General features: G+C 67.7%; 21 protein-coding genes and 1 pseudogene. 9 read left to right on the top strand and 13 right to left on the bottom strand.

All coding sequences use genetic code 11. From position 1 onward, the window contains the following. Positions 1 to 81 precede the first annotated feature (81 nt). From TU30_RS02090 to TU30_RS02075, 4 genes are all read right to left on the bottom strand, one after another. Positions 82 to 1,440 carry a replication initiator gene (locus tag TU30_RS02090; protein WP_042163663.1) on the bottom strand — a complete coding sequence of 453 codons (1,359 nt, stop codon included), beginning with the start codon at positions 1,438 to 1,440 and terminating at the stop codon, positions 82 to 84. Positions 1,441 to 1,738: 298 nt separating this feature from the next. Further along, a complete protein-coding gene (locus TU30_RS02085) occupies positions 1,739 to 1,936 on the bottom strand; it encodes a hypothetical protein (protein ID WP_042163661.1) in 198 nt (65 codons plus the stop codon). Then, complete coding sequence (locus TU30_RS02080) at positions 1,933 to 3,234, bottom strand: FtsK/SpoIIIE domain-containing protein (protein ID WP_042163658.1); 1,302 nt, start codon at positions 3,232 to 3,234, stop codon at positions 1,933 to 1,935. The genes TU30_RS02085 and TU30_RS02080 overlap by 4 nt, the downstream gene beginning before the upstream one ends. Then, positions 3,234 to 3,584: a hypothetical protein gene (locus tag TU30_RS02075; RefSeq protein WP_042163656.1), complete on the bottom strand. Its 351-nt coding sequence runs from the start codon at positions 3,582 to 3,584 to the stop codon at positions 3,234 to 3,236. The genes TU30_RS02080 and TU30_RS02075 overlap by 1 nt, the downstream gene beginning before the upstream one ends. 165 nt (positions 3,585 to 3,749) lie before the next feature. On the opposite strand from TU30_RS02075, the gene TU30_RS02070 reads away from it, so the two are divergent. Next, positions 3,750 to 4,532, top strand: a complete 783-nt coding sequence (locus tag TU30_RS02070; protein WP_042163655.1) for a GntR family transcriptional regulator — start codon at positions 3,750 to 3,752, stop codon at positions 4,530 to 4,532. A 410-nt stretch (positions 4,533 to 4,942) separates the two neighbouring features. Here TU30_RS02070 and TU30_RS02065 read toward each other — a convergent pair whose 3' ends face one another. Together TU30_RS02065 and TU30_RS02060 are read right to left on the bottom strand one after the other, a co-directional pair. Then, positions 4,943 to 5,254: a hypothetical protein gene (locus TU30_RS02065; protein ID WP_078878048.1), complete on the bottom strand. Its 312-nt coding sequence runs from the start codon at positions 5,252 to 5,254 to the stop codon at positions 4,943 to 4,945. 314 nt (positions 5,255 to 5,568) lie between these two features. Further along, entirely contained in the window at positions 5,569 to 6,126 is a 558-nt protein-coding gene (locus tag TU30_RS02060) for an ATP-binding protein (RefSeq protein WP_042163652.1), read from the bottom strand. Positions 6,127 to 6,335: 209 nt separating this feature from the next. Between TU30_RS02060 and TU30_RS02055 the strand changes: the two genes are divergently transcribed. Then, positions 6,336 to 7,709, top strand: coding sequence for a hypothetical protein (locus TU30_RS02055; RefSeq protein WP_042163650.1), 1,374 nt, complete (start codon positions 6,336 to 6,338; stop codon positions 7,707 to 7,709). Positions 7,710 to 7,712: 3 nt separating this feature from the next. On the opposite strand, the gene TU30_RS02050 is transcribed toward TU30_RS02055, so the two are convergent. From TU30_RS02050 to TU30_RS35890, 3 genes are all read right to left on the bottom strand, one after another. After that, positions 7,713 to 8,627: a phosphotransferase enzyme family protein gene (locus tag TU30_RS02050; RefSeq protein WP_042163647.1), complete on the bottom strand. Its 915-nt coding sequence runs from the start codon at positions 8,625 to 8,627 to the stop codon at positions 7,713 to 7,715. A 378-nt stretch (positions 8,628 to 9,005) separates the two neighbouring features. Continuing rightward, complete coding sequence (locus TU30_RS02045; protein WP_199816810.1) at positions 9,006 to 10,649, bottom strand: ATP-binding protein; 1,644 nt, start codon at positions 10,647 to 10,649, stop codon at positions 9,006 to 9,008. Then, positions 10,636 to 11,868, bottom strand: coding sequence for a hypothetical protein (locus tag TU30_RS35890; RefSeq protein WP_158719288.1), 1,233 nt, complete (start codon positions 11,866 to 11,868; stop codon positions 10,636 to 10,638). Before TU30_RS35890 ends, TU30_RS02045 begins: the two co-directional genes overlap by 14 nt. 160 nt (positions 11,869 to 12,028) lie before the next feature. On the opposite strand from TU30_RS35890, the gene TU30_RS02040 reads away from it, so the two are divergent. Continuing rightward, positions 12,029 to 12,487, top strand: coding sequence for a DUF4291 domain-containing protein (locus TU30_RS02040; protein WP_234307749.1), 459 nt, complete (start codon positions 12,029 to 12,031; stop codon positions 12,485 to 12,487). Here the strand turns inward: TU30_RS02040 and TU30_RS02035 are convergent. Further along, positions 12,484 to 12,948, bottom strand: a complete 465-nt coding sequence (locus tag TU30_RS02035; protein ID WP_042163644.1) for an ATP-binding protein — start codon at positions 12,946 to 12,948, stop codon at positions 12,484 to 12,486. The two genes, TU30_RS02040 and TU30_RS02035, sit on opposite strands and share 4 nt — an antisense overlap. 200 nt (positions 12,949 to 13,148) lie before the next feature. Between TU30_RS02035 and TU30_RS36765 the strand changes: the two are divergent. The 3 genes and pseudogenes from TU30_RS36765 to TU30_RS02025 all read left to right on the top strand — a co-directional run. Beyond that, positions 13,149 to 13,855: pseudogene (locus TU30_RS36765) on the top strand (Scr1 family TA system antitoxin-like transcriptional regulator); the annotation flags it as partial. A gap of 82 nt (positions 13,856 to 13,937) precedes the next feature. Then, on the top strand, positions 13,938 to 14,159 hold the full coding sequence (locus TU30_RS36755; RefSeq protein WP_234307736.1) for a DUF397 domain-containing protein: 222 nt from the start codon (positions 13,938 to 13,940) through the stop codon (positions 14,157 to 14,159). Positions 14,160 to 14,448: 289 nt separating this feature from the next. Beyond that, on the top strand, positions 14,449 to 15,393 hold the full coding sequence (locus TU30_RS02025; RefSeq protein ID WP_199816809.1) for a hypothetical protein: 945 nt from the start codon (positions 14,449 to 14,451) through the stop codon (positions 15,391 to 15,393). A gap of 153 nt (positions 15,394 to 15,546) precedes the next feature. Here TU30_RS02025 and TU30_RS02020 read toward each other — a convergent pair whose 3' ends face one another. The 3 genes from TU30_RS02020 to TU30_RS02010 all read right to left on the bottom strand — a co-directional run bounded on the left by TU30_RS02020 (position 15,547) and on the right by TU30_RS02010 (position 18,183). Next, positions 15,547 to 16,092 (bottom strand): sigma-70 family RNA polymerase sigma factor, encoded by a 546-nt coding sequence (locus TU30_RS02020; protein WP_042163641.1) that lies wholly within the window; start codon positions 16,090 to 16,092, stop codon positions 15,547 to 15,549. Positions 16,093 to 16,297: 205 nt separating this feature from the next. After that, the gene (locus TU30_RS32785) at positions 16,298 to 17,308 is read right to left on the bottom strand and encodes a hypothetical protein (RefSeq protein ID WP_052479719.1); all 1,011 of its coding nucleotides are present in this window, start codon (positions 17,306 to 17,308) and stop codon (positions 16,298 to 16,300) included. 26 nt (positions 17,309 to 17,334) lie between these two features. Next, the gene (locus tag TU30_RS02010; protein ID WP_234307735.1) at positions 17,335 to 18,183 is read right to left on the bottom strand and encodes a transglycosylase SLT domain-containing protein; all 849 of its coding nucleotides are present in this window, start codon (positions 18,181 to 18,183) and stop codon (positions 17,335 to 17,337) included. Between the two features lie 437 nt (positions 18,184 to 18,620). On the opposite strand from TU30_RS02010, the gene TU30_RS36750 reads away from it, so the two are divergent. From TU30_RS36750 to TU30_RS01995, 3 genes are all read left to right on the top strand, one after another. Continuing rightward, positions 18,621 to 19,367, top strand: a complete 747-nt coding sequence (locus TU30_RS36750; RefSeq protein ID WP_234307734.1) for a hypothetical protein — start codon at positions 18,621 to 18,623, stop codon at positions 19,365 to 19,367. After that, positions 19,364 to 19,654, top strand: a complete 291-nt coding sequence (locus tag TU30_RS02000) for a hypothetical protein (protein ID WP_042163638.1) — start codon at positions 19,364 to 19,366, stop codon at positions 19,652 to 19,654. The genes TU30_RS36750 and TU30_RS02000 overlap by 4 nt, the downstream gene beginning before the upstream one ends. A gap of 112 nt (positions 19,655 to 19,766) precedes the next feature. After that, positions 19,767 to 20,051 carry a hypothetical protein gene (locus TU30_RS01995; protein ID WP_042163635.1) on the top strand — a complete coding sequence of 95 codons (285 nt, stop codon included), beginning with the start codon at positions 19,767 to 19,769 and terminating at the stop codon, positions 20,049 to 20,051. Positions 20,052 to 20,056: the final 5 nt, after the last annotated feature.

Raw genomic sequence — 20,056 nt, 5'->3', positions numbered from 1 at the left:
ACTCCGGCCCGATCCTGGTGGAGAAGGCCCGGCAGACTCTTTCCAGGTGGTGGGCTCTGTCCGCGTCGCGGTTCTGTTTCGTCAATGGCTCACCGCCGCCCGGCTGATCTCTTCGCGGGCCATCTCGCGGTTGCTCGCCAGGTCGCTGGCGACTCCGGCCGCGATGAGGGCGGCGCCGGGGGTGTGGCCGGAACCTACGTAGCGCCAGTGCGCATCCGTGATCGCATCGGGGATCTCGGCTTGGCCGATGTGGTGGGCACGTTCAGCGCGTAATGCTGCGTAGGTGGTGGAGTAGGCCCGCGATTTGGTGAGGATGTGGCCGCGGTAGCCAAGGGTGTGGGTCCAGGTGCGCAGGTGCAGGGGTGCGTACTCGCGAAGGCCGCCGAGGCGCCAACAGGTGCGCATCAGGGTGCGGATGTGCTCGCTCACGGGTGCTGCATTGATGTCGTCCCAGGTGGTGACCTTGTGGTCGGTGCCGGCGCCTGTCTCGCTTGCTCCCTTGGTGACGTACTTTGCGACGTATGCGGCCACCGCGTCATCACCGGGCCCGTCACCCTCGGCGTGCAGCGGGCGGACGTCGAGTTGGGCACCCCAGCGAAGGTGCAGTTCGCCCACGGCCAGGCTGTACGGAGTGCGGACCAGGACCCGCCCGGCCGAGGCGCGCACAGCGTCGGTGAGTCGGTCGGCCGTGCCCCAGGGCGGAGAGTCGTCGGTCGGTCCGTCGGGGCCGTCGAGACGGACGACGGCGTGCACGTGGACGGCCGCCCGTTTCTGGTACTCGGCGACGCGTGCGAAGGACAGTCGGGCGTGGCGGGCGAAGTGAGACTGTACGAGGCCGGCGGAGGAGGCGAGGCGCCGTCGGACGTCGATGACGAAGCGGTCCCACAGCTTGGAGGCGTGCGCGTGCCAGAGGACGTGTCCGGTGTAGTCGTAGCAGTCGGGGCACAGGGGTTGGCCGACGAGGGGATCGTTCGCAGTGTGCTCGGTGCCGCAGCCAGGGGGGTGGCCGTGTCCGCACGTGCCGCGATCACGGCGAGGGCGGCAGCGTTCCCCGGTCCGGTGCACGGGGCCGAAGGAGGGTGCGGTCAGGGTGACGAAGAGCCGTGGGCGGTTGCGGACGGTGGTGGGGACGTTCTTGCCGCCGAGGAGTCCCGCGCGGACGAGGTGGAAGGTGTCGCCCGCGTGGAGGCGGGAGCAGGGGGCGCAGACGGTGGCCCGGCGGTTGCGGCAGCGGACGAGGAGGCGTTCGCCCGGTTCGTTGCGGGTGTCGTACTGGCGGAGGATCTCGCCGGTTGTGCCGTCCAGGGTGGTGGTGGAGCCGGAGAGGTGGATGGGGTGGGAGCAGCCGCCGGTAGCGGTGATCTGTTCCAGCCAGCGGGAGAAGTGTGGGTCTTGGGCTATGCGGATGGCGTCGCGGTCCGTTTCGGCGAGCTGACGCAGGCGCGCCGCGCGGTCGAGGACGGCGCGCCTGTCAGCCGGGGTGAACTCCGGGGTGATGGTGGTGACCTTCCGGTGTGGGCCGCCGCAGCGGCACGGAGGATGGTGGGTGGCGCGTGGTCGCTCATGGGGATCGCCTCTCTTGCTTGGTCGGTGGGTGGGCGGGGGTCAGCGGATGGTTCCGGTGCCCCGGCAGACGCGGCAGCGGCGCAGTCGTCCGGTCCAGGTCCTGCGGGCCCCGTCGCCCTTGCAGTGCGGGCACCTTACGCGAGGCATGGGCATGGTGGTGGGTCCTTCCTGCTCAGGTGTGGGAGAAGCCGCTGATGACCCAGGTGACGAGGCCGTGCACGGTGTGGATCACGGGGGTCTGGCCGAGGTAGAGGCCGAAGAGGCCGACGCAGACCGCTTCCCAGGCCCGTACGTCGCGGGAGCGGACGAGGAGAACGGTGATGAACCCGAAGATCACTGCGAACGTGAACGCCGTACCGGTGCTGATCACTTGTTCTCCCCTTCCAGCGCCACGAGGGCACGGTGAACGGTGGGCAGTTCCGGGGTCATGCCGGCGAACTTGCGGGCTGTCGCAACGGCCTCATCCGTGGGGGTCAGGTGCGAGCGGGCACGGCTCCAGCCGCCGTCCGGTCCGGTGCACACAGCGACCCCGCGTTCCTCCGGTGTGATCGCTTGCGCGACGGCCACGGCATCCTTGTTGAGATCGCCCAAGGTCATCTCAGCCGTGCCGGGGTCGTTGACGCGGTGGCAGATACGGCCGCCGAGCTGGGCCCGCAGCGCGGTGACACCGGGACCGAGGTCAGAGCCGACGCGTTGCCCGGCGACCACCAGGTGCAGGCCGAGCGCGGCCCCGAGCTGAGCGATGCGGAGCAGAAGCGTGGAGCACTGTTCGGCCTCTGCCTTGCCCTCACGGGTGCCGTCGGACAGGTACAGTTCCGCGATCTCGTCGACCAGCACGACGACCGGCACCGGCCTTAGCTTGTCGGGCAGCTCCCAGATCGAGCGCACGCCGGCCGTACGGCACGCGTTCATCCGTTCCTGCATGTCGACGACGAGCGCGGAGAGTACGGTGACCGCTTCGCGTCGGCAGGTGGCGAGCGCACTCAACCGACCGGTGAACAGTCCGAGTTCCATGCCGCCCTTGCAGTCGATGCCGACCAGGGCGACGCGTTGCGCGGCAAGCTGAGTGATCAGCCGGGCCAGCACAGTGGACTTGCCGGACCGGGTGGCCCCCGTGATCAGCCAGTGCGGGACGAGCCGGAGGTTCATCACCCACGCACCGCCACTCTCCAGTGCGCCGATGAGCGCGGAGAGCAGTTCGGCCGGGGCGGTGGCTAAGCCGGGCCGCTCAAGCGGGTCGGTGGCCATCGCGGAGAGGAGCACCAGGCCGCGTTCCGGCGAGGTGACCCGCACCGCGTGCACCCGCCAGGCGTGGACCAGAGCATCAGCCGCCTTCATGTACGTCGCCGGGGTCTGACCCGCGTGCAGCCGCACGGCCACGGTCAGCCCCATCAGCGTGGCGCGCGGGAACGAGACCCTCGGAGCGATCGGCCGGACCGGATCGCCCTTGACCACCAGGTCCCCGAGCAGCCCGCGGGGCGGACGACGGGAGACGGCGAGGTCGTTGAGCATGGCGACCTTGCGCCAGGTGAAGACCACCCGGCACGCGGTGACGGGGTAACCGATGAGGTACCAGTGCCAGGCCGGGCGGTGCCGGCGCACCATGTCACCGACGACGAGCGCCCAGGCCAGCACCGCGAGCGCGAAAGCGAGCAGGATCGGCCCCATCACGCGTCACCGCCCTTGCGGTGTGCGGCAGTGCCGCTGTGCACGGGCGTGATCGCGTCCGCCCGGAAGCTGACGCCGTGCCGGTCGCCCATGGCCCACATGAACGCCGTGAGTCCGGTGACCGTGACGATCTGCCCTTCCTCGATGCCCTTGGGCTCACCGGTCACCGCGATCTCGATGACGGAGATCCGCCGCCGGTCCTGCCGCACGGTGACGGCCACGGTGAACACCGGGTTGCCGTCCCGGTCCTTCTTCACCTCCTGTGTTTCGGGGTTGCTGATCTTCGCTTCCGGCGCGATGGCGCACCGCAGTACGCCCAGTCGCGCCGTGTCCACGGGAATGGACTGCATGTTCTTCGGCCTCCCTGGCCAATCAGGACGTCCGACACATGCGGACGTCACTTGTCCTTACGAGTTACGACTATGGAGTGCTGTACGGCAGGAGTGCAACTACTTATGCTGACGAGTGATGACGCGCGTGCGACGCGTCTACGACACCGAACCGGAGAAGCCGAGATGACGGAGATCCAGCGCCCCGGAGCCCTCTACCAGCAGGTGGCCGCCGCCATCCGAGAGGCGATCCTGTCCGGCGAGTTCGCACCGGACTCGCCGTTGCCGTCGGAGTCCCAACTGATCGCCCGTTACGGGGTCTCCCGACCCACCGTGCGCAACGCGATCGCGGCTCTGCGCGCGGAAGGGCTGATCGATGTACGGCACGGCAAGGGCAGTTTCGTACGGTCCGACGGCCAGCCCGCCCTCACCATCGAGCGTCGCATCAGCCGCACCAGCGACGACCGGTTCACCATGCCCAACGGTGACGCATGGGAGGAGACCGAGGAGCCGACCACCTACCGCACCCGCACCACCAAGGCAACCGGCCGATTGCTCCAACTCGCCGAAGAGGAAGCGCTCTTCGGCTGTGACCGACTGCTGCACGACCCCGGCACCGGCACCCGTGCCATGCACCGCACGCTGATCCCCTTCGAGGTGGCCGAAGCCATCCCGCCGCTCGGGAAGGAGCCGTGCCAGCAACCGGCAGAGATCTACCGACTACTCACCCAGGACGGTGGCCACGCCCTGTGGTGGTCGGAGACGGTCCGCGCCCGTATGCCGCTGCCCGACGAGCGCGCCACCCTCCAGCTCCCGGACGCGACTCCGATCCTGCACCTGTCCCGCATCGCGCACGGCACCGACGACCGCCCTCTGCTCCTCGAAGAACTGCGCGTCGGTGCGGACCGCGCCGAGGTCGCCTACCGGATCACCGCCGACAGGCAGCCCGCTCGGCGCCGCAAGGCGTGAGGGACGAGGAGCATCGGTCGAAACCGCCTTCACTTCCTCAAGGGCGCGCCTGCGGCGCGCCGGGTCGCCCGGCCGCCCCGGCCGGGCGTGCGGCGTGGCCGCCGGTCCCGTCCGGTCGCCGAGCGCCCCACGCCGCAGCCCGCCCAAGGAGCCGAGGCGTCGACCAGCAGTCGTGAGCCGGGGCGCGGTCGGCCGGGGGTCGCCGGCCTCCGAGACTTTAGGCAGCTCCCATGGGGCGAGCCTCGAAGAACAGGGGGCCCATCGGGCACAAACGCGGGCAGGACCAGTGCCTGCCCGATTCGCCGGGCCAGCGTAGGGCCCCCTGTTCACTCGCCCCATGGCAGCTACCGCCCAAAGTCTCTCCGGCAGGCGACGTGCCCACGTGCGCCGCTCACTGGCGAGAAGGCCCCTCATGCCGCACCGCCGCTACGGTCAGCGAGCTCTTCCAGAAGCCCGGCAAGGAGCTCAGAAGCTTCCGGCCGGCCAGCCAGCCGCACAACCCCGCGTCCGTCCCCGTCCGTCGAGGCGACCGCCCGCACGGCGGACAGCTCGATGCCCACCCCGAGGAGCGCTCGGTTCAACCGGTCGGCAGCCTCACGCGCCGTGCGCCAGCCCGATACGTAGTCGACTCCCGGCACCCACAGTCCGCAGTAGTCGTCCCCTGCAACGTCATCAAGACCGTCGCTCAGCCAGCTCTCACCCGAGCCAGTCACCTTGCCCACCTCTGTCCCGATCCAGGTAACGAGTCGTCACATCTCTTTGGACCAGGGCAAGCACGCAGCGCGGCGGCCCCGGTACCATCAGGCACCGGGAACCGCCGCGTTCCCAGCCGGGCCACCCTTCGCTTTCCAGGGCTGATGGGGTGGCCCGGTCTCGGTTTGTGGTTGTCAGGCGCGGCCCTCCGGCCGAGAGGGGAGCTCCCGGAAGTCCGGAGGAGCCGCGCCCTGGCCGGAGGGGTCAAGCTCCGGCCGGTTACCGGGCCGCCGCCCGCTCCCGATCGCGAAGGAGCGAAACCAGGGCAGTGGCCCGGAGATCATCAGTGCGGTACGGGCTCTTCTTCGCCGTTCAGATCGAAGCGGGCCCAGACCGTCTTCCCGCCGCGTTCCTCCGGCGTCCACCAGACCGCCGCCGCCAGGCGCTGAGCGATCAGCAGTCCCCGACCGCTGTCAGGCAGCACCGCTTCAGGCAGCTCTCCGAGCAGTCCCGAGGAGAACACCTCTCCCACCGGAAGCAGCGGAGGGGTCGAGTCCTCATCGGCGACACCGATGAACAACCACTTCGGCCACAGCTTGAAGATCAGGTCAATGCGCCGACAGCCACCGGGAGTGGACAGGTGCCGGTCCGGTACGGCGTGATTCACCACGTTGCCGACCAGCTCCGAGACAACCAACCGAGCATCGTCCACCACCGCACAGGCGCCCGCGCCCCGGAGGAACACGGCCGTCATGTATCGCGCGACGCGCGCCGTGTCGCTGAACTCGGCGAACAACGTCAACGACAGGAAGTGCCCGTCCGAGTACGGCTCCGGCGACGCGAACCAGTGCGCATACGCGTCCAGCTCACCCGCCAGCCGTTCGGTCTTCCCCGCATCCATCACTTCCCCTTCCGAGACCCCGCGGCCCTCAAGGCACCGCTTGCTTCACGCACGCCAGTACACGGCGAAGCAGGCGTGACCGGGAGCGTTCACCAGGGGGTTCACGTGAACACCGGCAAAGGCAAAGGGGGTTCACCAATGAACCCCCGAGGCTGATACTGCTGTGACACGATGAACACTCGCCGTCATTCTCGGGTTGGCAGGGGAGCATGAGCCGAGAGCCGAACGCGCAGTTGATTGCCGTCATGGAGCAGGCCAAGGTCTCGAACAAGGGCCTTGCGAAGCGCATGAAGGACACCGCCGCCGCACGCGGTATCAACCTGGGAACGACGCACGTATCCGTACAGCGATGGCGGGACGGCACAGGCATCCAGCCCCAGACCGCAGCGATCATGGCGGACGTACTGAGCACCAAACTCGGCCGCCGCATCACGCCCGGCGATCTCGGCTTCTTCGACCACGCGCAGCCCGCCGCCCCTCAGCCGGTCGGCTACCCGAGCACTGTTCCCGAAGTGCTCTCCACGCTGGGCAGCCTTGCAGACGAGAACGTGGGGACACCCGTCGACGACCGGCTGATCGTTGCGGACGGTGACCTCAGCTCCGCTGTCCTCTCATGGATGATCGCGCGCCCTGACGGCATCCAGGCCGACCGTCCCGGACGCCAACGGGTCGGCATGCGCGACGTACGCGCGATCAGAGACGCCGCCAGCATGTTCATGCAACTCGACTTCAAGTACGGCGGAGGCCACGGCCACAAGGCGTTACGCCACTACTTCCGCCACGAAGTGCTGCCGCTGTTGGACGTCAGTTACAGCGAGAAGGTGGGCACCGCATTATTCGGCGCCGCCGCCGAGGTCTCCCAGCTCCTCGCGTGGACCGCGTACGACACCGGGAACCACCGACTCGCCCACCGCTACCTGTCGTCCACGCTCCGCCTTACCCAGGTCATCGACGACCGCATGTTCGGCGCCCGCATCCTCGGCAACCTCAGCCACCAAGCGAACTACCTCGGCAACCACGCCCAAGCCGTCCAACTCGCCCGCGCCGCCGTCGAGGGCGCCAAGGGCCGAGCCACCCCACGCGCTATGTCCAACTACTGGGCCATGGAGGCCCGCGCCCTCTCCAACGCAGGCGAGAAGGCCGGCGCGGCCCGCGCGATGAACGAAGCGGAACGCCACTTCGAGCACGCCGACAGCGCAGACGACCCGGCATGGCTGAACTACTTCGACGAGGCGGAACTCACGGGCGAGTTCTGCCACTGCTTCCGCGATCTGCGGATGCGTCGCGAAGCCGTCGAGCAGGCACAGCGCGCCGTCGACAGCACCGACCCGGCATACGCCCGCACCCTCGGCTTCTGCCGCATGGTGCTCGCCCAGAGCCAGCTCATAGACGGCGAGTTGGAAGCCGCGGTCGCCACCGCGAGCCTGGCCGTCGACGGCGGAGACTCCCTCCAGTCCTCCCGCTTCCAGCGCTACGTGACCGACTTCCAGGCCGAGGTGAGCACACACGCGGCCCACCCCGCCGTAGTCGCGTTCAACGAGAAGGTGAGCGAGGCAATGGCCCGTCTGGACGACGACGAGTAGCAGCTACCACGGCCGCCAGTCCCGAGGCGCATCATCGTTACGCAACGCCGAGATGCGCCGGCGGTACTCGGCAGCTGTCCCCTCGTCCTCCCGCACGTTCTGCATGAGCCACGTCGTCATGCCGAACTCCTGAAGCCGACGCAGCGTGTCGTAGCCGGGCCAGTCATACAGGTCCCGCCCATACGCCCGCACGAAGTCGGCGTACTGCTCGCCCGTCTGCCACCCAAGGCTGTGATGCTCCGTTGCCGTGACCATCAGGTCCCATTCCGGGTGATCGAAGCAGAACGCCTCGAAGTCGATCAAAATGACTTGCCCTTGATCGTCCACCATGAGGTTCTGCACGTGAGCATCACCGTGGACAGGCCCCTTGGGAGTCTCGAAGCTCAGCTCTTCGAACTGATCACGCAACTCACGCCAGCGCTTCCGCAGGAAGACCCGGTCATCCTCCGGAATCGGAGCCCGGTCGATCCGCAAGTCTTGCTTGCCGAAGGGATCAAACGAGGGAAACTCCACCCCGGCCGGCAACGTCATCGAGTGGAGCTCTCGAAGAATGCCGCCCAACTCCCCATAGGTTGCCTTACGGTCACTTTCACGGATGAGATGCCAGAAGGTCACCGGGTGTCCGTCGATCAAGAGCGGCTGTTCGAGATCGTCGAGGATGCGCGCCCCGGGGAAGCCCTCACCCGCCAACCACTGTGACACGGCCACCTCGGTACGCGCCTTGGGCAGCCACTCCTCGCCCCGAGCCACCCGTACGACCACGGGCACCGATGCCAGACGAAACAGAGCGTTTTCCCCGAACCGGATCAGCTCCGCGCCCCCGTCATTCAGCCCCGCCGACCGGCACGCGCCAACCATCACCCGCGTAGCCCTCGCCGACGTGAACCCCTCTTGCGTTCGAGCAGCATCAGCCGCCATGCCCGTACCAGCTCCCCTAGTCGCGCGATCCCCTGCGCACGCTTCGGGTGACCAACCCTGCGTGCGCCAGACACGACTACGACCGTACCCGGGACAACCCGCGTACACGAGAGTGACCTGATCTATAGGTTATTCAGATCCGAGGAATTTCTCATGGGATTCGTATATATTGTCTTTCGAAATGCTGTTCTTGTGGCCGCAGTCTGTGCACTTCCAGGTATATTTGCTGTCGTCGAAGCCGGACTGATTATTCAGGTGCTCGTGGCACCGGTCGCAGAACCAATCGACTTCCGGGAATCTTCCGCTCACTGCTGTATCTCCTTCTGGTTGGTAACCTTCGCCTACCCCATAGAGGACGTTCTCTTGGCTGCGTCGAGGTTAGTGTTCCCAATCAGCAACGATTGGCGGAAACAGTACATCATGCCAGGGGCGCACCCATTCCTGAAGGTACCGTACGTCGCTGGAAGAAGGCACTGGCAGCGCTTCCTCCAAGCGTACGAGTGAAGGCATGACAGCGGCGTCTCCGATGAGCAGTGCCTCACCCGAGGAAAGCATAGGAAGCGACTGCGTTAACGGCCCGAGAGAGTCAGGAATTAGTCGCTTCACATAGTTCTGATCCTCAGGGTTCGTCAACCGCATTGCAAGGAAATTGCTGCATTGGGAGAAGATTGTCTCGGAGATCTCTGATGGCCTTTGGCTGACAATCGCAGCCGTGATGCCGTACTTGCGGCCCTCTTTAGCGATCCGCTCGATCGCCTTGCGGGCGGCGTTAAATTTCGCCGGCCCACCCTTCGGAACGTACTTGTGTGCCTCCTCGTACACCACCAAAAGCGGGGTATCCGTTCGCATTTCGGGATGCGTCTTCTTGTAGTAATACGCATAGTCAAAGAGAAGCCGAGAAATGAGTGAAACGGTGATACTCAAGACCTGAAACGGGACGCCACTGAGGTCGATCACGGTGACATTGGATGTGGAGTCAGTTGTGTAACCAGTGAACTGCCTCAGAGTCTCCTCAAGAGTTGTTTCTTTCGCTCGCTGTCCCATCAAGAAGTCAAGCCTGCGGTCGTTGAAGCGATTCTCCAGACGGGTGAGGAAATTATCCAGCTTCCCGTGCAATTGCCCTTGCTTCGGGCCGCGGGCCCCGTCGATCATCTCCTCATTCTTGCCGCGGACTGCCGTCAATACATCCTCGAAATCAAACCGAAGAGGCGAATCGTAGTGGATGCGCTCTTTTAGCTTCTCTTCGCCATCAAAATGCGCTCGCCGGCTGTCGGTTACAGCGCGCTTCAAGACGGCGACTTGGTTATGCGACTGCTCCTCACTACTCTCGATCAAAAGATCCTGAAGTTCTTCGGAATCCAGCAACCAGAAGGGTAGCGTGAGCTGATGAACATTTAGAAAGTTCGCATCGGGAAAAGCGGTCTGATATTCACAGTGAATGTCGAAAATTACGATATGCGTATTGTTGAGCTGGTAGTCCCCATGCTGGGAATCTCTCATGCCAGTCGCGGTTTGGATGATCCTAGCCATCGCATGCGACTTTCCAGATCCAGTGGAGCCAACAATCGCGAGGTGTCGGTTAAAGAACTTGTCCCCGTCAACCGGGACATCTACGTGACGCTCGTGCGCTAGCCGAGCAAACAGGAATTTCTTTTCATCCGGAACGGTGTCGTACACCTTTTGGACCTCGCTGCGCGTCGCCACTTCAACCGATTTAGGAGGAATAGCGATACTTCCTCCACCCCGCTCGAAGTTGCCGTCCGTGTCGAGGAATCCGAGAGGCAAGGCTTCCAGAATGTACACCCGCTGGTACTCCGAAGGGCCCGATCCATTCCCTGAAGCAATGGGCTTTAGTTCGATCGAGAAGTTTTCAATGATGGCAATGATGGAACAATCAGCACTATCAAATACTCGCAAATAAGAGCCGACCTTGAGGGGATCTCCCTCGGAAAGCTCCTTGATATCAGTGACAGCGATTTTGATGCGGTCGGGGTAAACCCCTACAACCTCAGCGCTTGACACCGCTACCCCCGCTCTTGAAGACTTCACACAGATCAGAAGGTGACTGAACGATCACATGCCGCACCCTGGCATCAGGGGATAGATTCCCCGTTGGTTCAGTGAGGTAGAAGTCATGCACTTCGTTCATTTTCACATGGCCGACCAGTTGCGCCAAAACTAAGGGATCGACCAGCTTGATTCCGTGGCCAGGAAGGCGCGGGGAGACAAGGCTTTGGACGCTAAACTCTGCACCACCATAGTCAAACCCGTCATGGAAGTGCACTCTTTGCTGCCAAAGAGCATGCTTAATCGAGAGCAATCCAATGGGGCCGCGGAAACATACATATGGTGCTGGCGACTCGCCGGCGAAGTATCGACGCTGGAGACATACTGCTACGTCGACTAGGTCCAGCGGGTGAGTCTGATCGTCGCATTCAACGAGGATAAGTCGTTCTCGAGGTGGCACATGTGCGGTGACGCTCTTGTACTCCTCGCGAATCAATCTCAAATACTTTTCGTGGCCACAAACCTGAGCGTAACTGGCCTCGAAGACGGCCGTGCGAGCCCGGTGTACTAGATCTCTCAGGTCGCGAAGAGTGATGCTCCGCTCTCCTAGTGGTCGCTTCAGGATGACATCACGCAGGTATCCATGGATTACCGCATGCCAACAAAGGGCTTCCGCTTCACTCCGTGCCCGAAGCGTTCGCTTCAGATGATCAAGGACTGAACTGAATTGTGACACGAAGTCCGGTGCAAAAATCACCTCGAAAGATTTCGTAAACCAATCTTTGATGTCATTACTGTAGTCGTCAGAAAATTTCCCGAGTGCGGTTTCTAACTCTTCCCTGTTGATTCGCAATGTCTCGCCAGGGGTCCGATCGGGGAAATGTCCATAGAGCGCGAATCCGAGTGTACTGTCAGTGGCGAACTGGCTCATCATTTGTCGCACCGCCCGCGCGATCCGCGAAAGGCTATAAGAGGTGCTTCTGTGTTTGACCTGGATATGAAAGGTGCGAACGCCAATATCCTGTGCGCCCTCGATCTCGACGGCTACACCAGGGTTCGTCAGGACTTGCAGCAATGATGCATCGAACTGAAAAGCGAAGCCCTTGATGGCGTGGTGTCCCCCATCAGAGGACCATGTTTTGCCGCCCAGCGCCGTACACCCCTCCCAGCATCCCGGCATAGTCCCGGGGCGGGTGAAGCAATGTGGGCCACCGCGACGTATGTTGCCAACCATCCGACATGGTACGCGTGGTGGCAGACCGGTGCTGTCGTTTTGATGACTCAAGGCTTCGAGTGAGGGGAAGGCGCGAAATCGCGTTGATCAAAGCCCGCTACCACCCGGGTAAAAGGTCTGTGAACGCGCCTTGACATGGATCAAGCCGTCCTTCCTCTGGATGATGTACCGCTGCGGGTGGGGCACCAAGGAGGGGCAGGAAACCGTTCTCGCCGTCGAGATCACCCGCGAGGGCTTCGAGTGGGCACTGGCCCACGGCTGCCTGTCCCACTATGAGCGGGGGCTGCACCCGGACCGGGCCTCCTGGAAGCGGCAGTTGCAGCGGGCCCCGGCCCGCGTCCAGTGGGACCCCGAGCGCGATCTGCTCCTGCGGCCCCTTCCCCAGCGTTCGCTCCAGCTCGGGCTCGCCGGTGAGGCCGCCCGCCGCTACGCGGATGAGTGGACGGTCTCCATCACCGACGTCACCGGCCTCGCGCACGAGATCCACGGGCACGTGCAGGACGGCGACCTGGAGGCCGCGCGGCGGCTCCTTCCGCGGGAAACCCCCTGTCCCGTGCCCGACGGTCTCCTGGATCACCTGCGTCCACCAGCGCAGTCACCGGTTGAGGCGTCCTCCTAGCGGGAGCAGTCCAGGGAGACGTCCGCCCAGACCGTCTTGCCGACGGGGTGGCGGGGGACCGTGCCCCAGCGTTGGGCCAGGGTGTCGACCAGGAGGAGGCCTCGGCCCGATTCGCCCTCCGGCGGCGTGGTGGGCGGGGTCTCGGGGGGTCGTTTCGTCGCGTTGGCGTCGGCCACCTCGATGCGGACCACGTCCGCCGTCGCGTCCAGGGTGAGGCGGACGGCGAAGTCGCGCCCCGGGGTGCGGGCGTGCTGTACGGCGTTCGCCGCGAGTTCCGCCACGACGAGCGCGAGCCTGCACGACGGGTCCGACTCCGGCGGGAATCCCCACTCCTCCATCGCCCGTACCGTGCGGCACCGGGCCTGCCGCGCACCTCGCGGTGAGGACGTGAACTGCGCCGACAGGGTGCGGGGTTCGTCGGGCGGAGGGGTGGCGGTCGGCTTGGTCGGCTCTGTCAGCACGGGCCTGTCCTTCGGTGTACGTCGGTGCGGTGCTCTTCTTCGGCGGAACCGGAGAGGTCTCGCTCGGTGCGCGAGTTGTCACGTTCCGTACCCAAGAATCGGGGCGTCGCCCTACGCTCGAAAGGTGACACGGCATTACGTATGGGTCCGTAAAGAAAGAGAGTGACGCCTTGGCCAACGCAATCGACCCCAGTGCGTCGATGGCCGCCCTGTTCGGAGCGCGGGTGCGCAGGCTCCGTACGGCCGCCGGACCGACCCAGGCCGAACTCGGCTCCAGGACACACGTGGTGAGCACCCGGATCACGCAGATCGAGCGGGCGTCCGGGGCGAAGCCGACCCTGGAGTTGGCCCGTGCGCTGGACGCCGTCCTCGGCGGGGACGACCTGCTGGTCGAGTTGTGGCCGTACGTGTACCGGGAGGCGTTTCCGGACTGGTCACGGAAGTTCATGGAGTACTCGGGGCGGGCGTTGGCCGTCCGGCAGTACGCGGCCCATGTGGTGCCGGGCCTGTTGCAGACGGAGGACTACGCGCGGGCGGTGCTGCGCGTCGGTCTAACGCCGGGAAGCAAAGACCAGTTGGAAGAACGGGTCGCCCTTCGCACGGGACGGCAGGAACGCCTCGGCACACCCAGTCGGCCCGATTTGCGGGTGGTCCTCGACAAGGCGGTGCTCAGGCGTCCATCGGTGGCCGGGCGGTGATGCGTGAGCAGTTGGTGCGGCTGCTCGGGACCTCGGAGGAACCTCACATCACCGTGCAGGTGCTGCCGTTCGACCAGGGCGAGCACGATGTGATGGGTGGCTCGCTCACGGTGCTCAGTATGCCGGACGGCTCGGAGAGCGCCTACACGGAAGGCGCGCATTACGGCCGACTCGTCCAGAATCCGGACGATGTGAGGAACTTGGCGCTGGCCTACGATCGGCTGCGGGCGGCAGCTCTGCCCCCGCTCATGTCACTCGACATGATCCGATCCGTGACGGAGGACGACCACCGTGGAGCGAACGTCCCGTCCCGATCCGACCGGCGCCGCCTGGCGCAAGAGCAGCTACAGCAACCAGGCCGGCGGCGACTGCGTGGAGGTGGCCGACGGGTTCCGGACCCTCGTCCCCGTCCGTGACAGCAAAGACCCGCACGGACCGACATTGCGCTTCGCAAACGACCCCTGGGCCGCGTTCACAAGCGAGCTGAAGGCCGGCGGGCAGCTCCGCCCCTGAGGTGGCCGGGGTCCGGTCGATGTCCGTCCGTCGGGGCCACCGGGCCCTTGTCCGCGAGGGTCCGGTGGGCCGCTGACCTCCACAAAGAACCGTGGGAAAGAACTACCCGCCCACCCTGCCGGAAGGCCCGCCTCACTCGTCCGGGTGACCGGCTTGCAGGGGCGGGACACGGGCGGTTACGTTCACCGCGAGAAGCGCGTTCGGCGCGACAACCGCAAACAGATACGGCCCTCGATCGGGACGGGCATCCCGGACGAGGGCCTGACCGATCAGGAAGCAGTCTTTCCCAATGGCCGACTCGCAGGCCAACGCGCGCCTGCGCGCCGACGCCGGAGCTCCGGTCTCCGGCGTGATCCACGTGCGCACCCGGCTCGCCGCCGACTTCACCGTGATCTCCAACGCCCTCGCCCAGCGACGCGGCAGCGCGGTCACCATCGGCGTCGCGGTCTACATCCTCTCCCTGCCCACCGGCACCCCCGTGACCATCACCGCCCTGTGCAAGCACTTCAGCGAGGGCGAGATCCTCATCTCGCGGGCACTCAGGGAGCTCGAAGCGGCCGGCTACCTGGAACGCCGCCGCGAGCGCCTGCCCTCCGGGAAGATCCGCACGCGGACGTACTTCTACGACGTACCCGGCGGCGGCGACCACGGCGGCCACGGCCCGGAGGGACCTCCCGGGCCGCCGAAGCCGCCCCACCCCCGGCCCTGGAAGCAGCCCGCCGTCGCGGAGGCCTCGGCCACTGCCACGCCCCTGCGGGAGGCGGTGCCCGCTCCCCGCCACGAGGAGGCCGAAAACCCGGCCTCCTCACTCGCGGGTACGGACGCCGACCCGGCGCTCCCACTCGCCGGTGCCGACCCGGAGGCGGTCGCCCTGCTGACCTCCCTGCGCCGCGTCGATCCCCTTCTCGTCCTGTCCGTTCGGGAGGCCGCCCGTCTGGCGCCGGCCGTCGCCGCGTGGCTGGCGGCCGGGGTCGGGCCGCGCGAGATCACCGACCTGCTGACCGTACGGCTCCCCGACACCTTCCGGGCCCGCCCGGCAAGCATCCTGGCCTTCCGCCTCCGGGAAACGCCGTTGCCCGCGCCGCCCCCGGCACCGCTCCCACCGGTCGTCGAACGCCCGGCCGTGCTGCCCTTCCAGACCTGCGACGGCTGCGAGCGCGCCTTCCGCGCACCCGGGCCCGGACACTGCCGGGACTGCCGACGACGCGAGGAGCGGCTGCCCGCCGCTGCCTGAGCCGACGGCTCAGGACACGTGGCCTGCCCCGCCCGTTCTCCGTGACCGCGCGGCACCCCGGTGGCGCGTTCCGGGATCTTGACCGGTACCGGGGTGGACAGGACTGCCCGGCGGTGGACCTGTTCACGAGGGCAGACGGATGCCGGGGAGCGTTCAGCGCATGCCGCGTTCCTCCAGGGCTGTCTTCAGGCTGCGCAGGGCGTAGTAGACGCGGGACTTGACCGTGCCCTGGGGGACGCCGAGGGTGACGGCCGCCTGCTGGGTGGTGCGGTCGGCGAAGAAGGTGGCCTCCAGGACCTCACGGTGTGCGGGGGTCAGGGCCTGGAGGGCGTCGTGCAGGACGATGGACGACAGCATCCGTTCGATGTCGTCGGCCTCGGCGCCCAGTTCGGTCAGCCAGGTCGCGCCGCCTATCTCCAGCGGGCGGGCCATCTTCGTACGGTGTGCGTCGATCACGATGTTGCGGGCGACGCGGAACATCCAGGGGCGCACGGCCATCCCCTCGCTGTCCGCCAGGTTCTGCTTGTTCCAGCAGCGCAGCAGCGTCTCCTGGATGACGTCCTCCGTGCGGTGGGTGTCTCCGCCCAGCATGCGCAGCACGTACGAGTAGAGGGCCGGTCCGTGCTCCAGGTAGAGGTCCCGCAGGGCCCGTTCCTCGGGGGATACCGCGCTCGCCGACCCGATCACCGTCACGTTCATGGTGTGCTCCCGCTCCTGCTCCTTGGGATGGCCGGCCCCAGTCGTGGGGATTGGAGCCGGGGCCTCCGGGGAAGGGAGTGTTCCTAGGGGTGTTCCATGTTCGTTTGACGTTCGATTTACGGCTCGTACAACGCCTGTGGGGCCACCCCGTGGAACGGGGTCGCCCGGGCGGTGGGGCAGGCCGGTTCGCGGGCCGGTTCCCGGGTCAGACGTAGGCCGACAGATCCTCCATCTGGGTGCGGACCCGGTGGGCCAGCTGCTCGTCCGCGGCGGAGAGGCGGCCGCTGCTGTGCAACCTGCCCCACATGTGCAGCAGTTCGTTCCCGTGGATCTCCGCCGCCCTGTCGTCCTCCAGCCGCTGCCACGCGGCCGCCGCCCTCGCCACCGCCGCCGGTGCCTGCGGGTCGCCGGCCCCGCACAGGATGCGGGCCACCGACAGGGCCAGCACCGTGGCCTCCCGGTGGTCCCCGCGCAGGTGCGCCAGGTACGCCTCCATCGCCCGCGCCTCCAGCGCGTCCGGGTGCTCCGTGCCCGCCGAACTCGTCAGACGCTCGCGCAGCGCGGTCGCCTCGGCCGACGCCTCCTCCAGCCGGCCCGTGGTCGCCAGCGCGTTGATGCGCGTGATCTGCTCCGCCAGCTCCGCCGGGAGGGAGCGGGACGGAGGGGGAGGAGGCGGCGCCGGGGCGGGGGGTGGTGCCGGGGCTGGAGCGGGGGCGGGGGCGGGGGGTGCCGTTGCGGCAGCTCGGGCCCGGGCGACCGCCAGGGCTATGGCGGAGGCGGGGGCAGGAGCGGGCGCGGGGGCAAGGGCAGGGGCAGGAGCGGGCGCGGGGGCAAGGGCAGGGGCAGGGGCGGGCGCGGGGGCAGAGGTGGGCGCGGGGGCAGGGGCGGGCACAGGGGCAGAGGTGGGCGCGGGGGCAGAGGTGGGCGCGGGGGCAGAGGTGGGCGCGGGGAGAGGCGTCGGCTCAGGGGCCCGGTGCGCGGGGTCCGTCGGGTCGAGGACCCGGCTGGAGCCGTCGGGGGACACCTCCAGGACGAAGTGGGACCCGCCCGGACCGTCGTTCACCGTTGCCCCGACCGCCGCCGCGCGCTGCTCCGCGTACTGCTGCAACCGGTCCAGTACGGCCTCGTGCACGGACTGGCCCGGCGCGGGCACCAGAGGCTCTCCGTTGATCTCGGCGAGCCCTTCGCCCGAGATCCGCACCTCGAAGTGGGCCATGGCTGCTGTCCTCCTCCTCGTTGTTCTCATTCGGCGGGGGTGGTGGACGGGGAAGGCGACGGGGAGGCGGAGGGCGAGCCCGTCGGGTCCGGGCCCATGCCCGGGGTGACACCCGGGGTGGAGCCGGCGGGCGGGGCGGCCACGCCCTCGTACTTGGCGAACTGGGCGCGGATGGCGAGGACATAGCCCTGGGCCTCGTTCGTCTGCGGCACCCCCCTGGCCGCGCGGACGGCGTCCATCCCCACGTGGTAGCCGGCCAGGGCGAGGTCCAGGACGCTGCCGGTGGCCTCGTTCGCGTCGATCATCTGCTGGGCCTCTTCGGCGAGATCGCACAGGTAACGGCCCTGCGCCATGATCGAGTCCTCCGCGTCCAGCGCCGAGGTCTCGTCGTTGTCGTCGTCGTCCTCGCCGTACTCGTCGAAGATCTCGGGCGGCAGCTGCGAGACGCCCTCCTCGCCGTTCTCGCCGACGAGCGTCTCGTTGAAGCCGGACTCCCTCTCGAGCTGGGAGGCGATGACGATCGGGCCGATCGCGTCGCACAGTTCGCCGGCCTCCTCGATCGGGTCGGCCAGCTCCTCGGGCACCGTCGAGGTGTCCAGCTCTCCCCGGCCGTCGCCGTTGAAGATGGCGATCACCTCGTCCGCGTCGTCCTCACTGGCGGAGCCTCCGTCGCCGCCACCACCCGAGAACAGCAGGATCAGCGCGATGAGCGGGGCCAGCAGCACCCCGAACCCGCCGATGATGATGACGACGACCAGGGCGCCGAGCAGGGCGAGCGGCGACAGCAGGCAGCCGCAGCCGGTGCCTGCGGCGATGGTGTTCCTGACGGCGGTGGAGGTTCCGCCCTCCCCGCTCTCTCCCGTGCCCGCGCTCATGCGTGCCCGCCTTCTTCCTCTCACCTTGAACCGCGACGGCCGAACGGCCCGTTGTGCTGTCGACGGGCTCGAAAGATCCAAACGGGCCCCGGCGCGAATAAGTTCAAACCCGTGGAAATCAGATGAGCCAGAGCAGCCGAAGCACGAGCGGAGAAGGGGGCGGGGCGCACATGGGCACTCCTCCGGCAACGCCGTCGGGCCCGCAGTCGTGGGTACGAGGGCCGAAACCCGCGCGGCCGACGGCCCCGGCCGCCGCGCCGCCCGCCACGGACGGCGGGGCCTCCGGTGCGGGCCGGGCTCCGGCAACCGGGGCGGCTGCGGGTCCGGGGACCGGGCCGGCGACGGGGTACGGCGCGGGTACGGCAGTCCGGCCGGGGACGCCGGTCCAGCCCAGGGCATCGGGACAGCACCCCCAACCGGAACAGCACCTTCAGCAGGTGCAACACCCTCAGCCGGGACAGCACATCCCGCCGGGGCAGCACACCCAGGCCGGAACAGCCGTGCACCCGGCACCCGCTCCGGTGTTCCCCGCGCCGTCCGCGTCGGCGGCCCCCGCGGCCGCGCCCGCCCCGCCCGCGCACCCGACGGCATCCGCCCCGCCCACGCAGGCGGCGGCCCCCGCGCCCGCCGCCGCCCCGGCCCGGACATCCCGCCCCTCCTCCCCCGCCCCCCGCAAGAGGGCCCCCGCCCCCGACGGCGAGCCCTCCTGGGGTGAGCCCAGACGGCGGGTGCCCCTGCGCGGGAAGTCGCGGGACGAGATCGGGTGGGTCAAGGCGCACGGCGGAGCCGGTGCCTCCTCGCTCGCCGACGCTCTCGGCGGGGTCGACGTGGGGGCCCGCTGGCCGGAGCCCGCGCGGGGCGAGCCGCGCCGGGTCATGCTGGTCGGCCGGACCAGCGCGCGCGGACTGCGTTCCGTGTCACGGGCGTTGGGTGCGCTGAAGGACGGAAAGGCCCCGCAGGGGATCGACCTGCTGGGTGTCGTCCTCGTCGCCGACGCCCCCGGACGGCTCCCGCTCAGCCTGCTGCGCCGCATCCGGGTCGTCCGCTCGGTCACCCACGTGCACCGGGTGCCGTGGATCCCGGCCTGGCGCGTGGGCGGTCAGCCCACGTACCTGCCCCGACAACTCAGCGCGCTCGCCGACCTGGTGGGCCCCGGAACCGACGGCGAGAGAACCGTTTCATGACCTCCTCCATCAGCCACCCCGCCCTCCCTCTCGGGGAGCGGCTGGCCGGCTACACCCCGACCTCCGACGCGGACACCATTCTCGGCATCCTCTCCTGGTGCGTCTCGGCCGCGGGGGTCTTCGGGATGATCGCCATCGGCCTGCAGATGGCATTGCAGTTGCGCCGCGGCGAAATGGGAGAGGGCGCCACGTACTTCCGCGGGGGCTTCTACGTCGTCCTCGGCTGCCTGCTCGCCACCACGGCCGGACCGCTCGTCTCGTTCCTGGGGGACCTGTCCCTCTTCTGAGGATCGCGCACCTCTTCGGTACCCCTTGTCCCAGTCCTCTGGGCAGCATCCCGTTCACATCTCGCGTCCACCGCTCGTCCCGTGGCGCCGACCGACCTCTCGGAGACTCTCCATGTCCCTGTTCCTCGAAGCCACCGCCGTACTCGCCGCCGGCGTGCCCCAGCCGGTGAGCAACGCGCCCGGCGAGTTGACCACCAAGGTCACCACCGTGCTCGGTATAGCGGCCTGGGCCGGGACCGCCGCCGGCGTCGCCGGAGTGCTGATCACCGGCACGATGATGGCCGTCTCCCTCAAGCGCGGTGAGGGTTCGGAGCACATGAGCCGCCTCGGCATGGTGATCGGCGGCTGTGTCCTGGTCGCCACCGCGGGTCCGCTGGTCCAGTTCGTCTTCAACTGAGTCCG

It is taken from the genome of Streptomyces sp. NBRC 110035 (genome assembly GCF_000829695.1).
In the GTDB taxonomy this organism is placed as follows: Bacteria; Actinomycetota; Actinomycetes; order Streptomycetales; family Streptomycetaceae; genus Streptomyces.
This window is presented reverse-complemented; position numbering and strand designations above follow the sequence as displayed.

Coding starts and splice junctions, on each gene's coding strand:
- TU30_RS02080 (WP_042163658.1), bottom strand. CDS start 3,234: ATGGGGCCGATCCTGCTCGCTTTCGCGCTCGCGGTGCTGGCCTGGGCG.
- TU30_RS02075 (WP_042163656.1), bottom strand. CDS start 3,584: ATGCAGTCCATTCCCGTGGACACGGCGCGACTGGGCGTACTGCGGTGC.
- TU30_RS02070 (WP_042163655.1), top strand. CDS start 3,750: ATGACGGAGATCCAGCGCCCCGGAGCCCTCTACCAGCAGGTGGCCGCC.
- TU30_RS02060 (WP_042163652.1), bottom strand. CDS start 6,126: ATGGATGCGGGGAAGACCGAACGGCTGGCGGGTGAGCTGGACGCGTAT.
- TU30_RS02055 (WP_042163650.1), top strand. CDS start 6,336: ATGAGCCGAGAGCCGAACGCGCAGTTGATTGCCGTCATGGAGCAGGCC.
- TU30_RS02050 (WP_042163647.1), bottom strand. CDS start 8,627: ATGGCGGCTGATGCTGCTCGAACGCAAGAGGGGTTCACGTCGGCGAGG.
- TU30_RS35890 (WP_158719288.1), bottom strand. CDS start 11,868: ATGGTTGGCAACATACGTCGCGGTGGCCCACATTGCTTCACCCGCCCC.
- TU30_RS02040 (WP_234307749.1), top strand. CDS start 12,029: ATGATGTACCGCTGCGGGTGGGGCACCAAGGAGGGGCAGGAAACCGTT.
- TU30_RS02025 (WP_199816809.1), top strand. CDS start 14,449: ATGGCCGACTCGCAGGCCAACGCGCGCCTGCGCGCCGACGCCGGAGCT.
- TU30_RS02020 (WP_042163641.1), bottom strand. CDS start 16,092: ATGAACGTGACGGTGATCGGGTCGGCGAGCGCGGTATCCCCCGAGGAA.
- TU30_RS32785 (WP_052479719.1), bottom strand. CDS start 17,308: ATGGCCCACTTCGAGGTGCGGATCTCGGGCGAAGGGCTCGCCGAGATC.
- TU30_RS02010 (WP_234307735.1), bottom strand. CDS start 18,183: ATGAGCGCGGGCACGGGAGAGAGCGGGGAGGGCGGAACCTCCACCGCC.
- TU30_RS02000 (WP_042163638.1), top strand. CDS start 19,364: ATGACCTCCTCCATCAGCCACCCCGCCCTCCCTCTCGGGGAGCGGCTG.
- TU30_RS01995 (WP_042163635.1), top strand. CDS start 19,767: ATGTCCCTGTTCCTCGAAGCCACCGCCGTACTCGCCGCCGGCGTGCCC.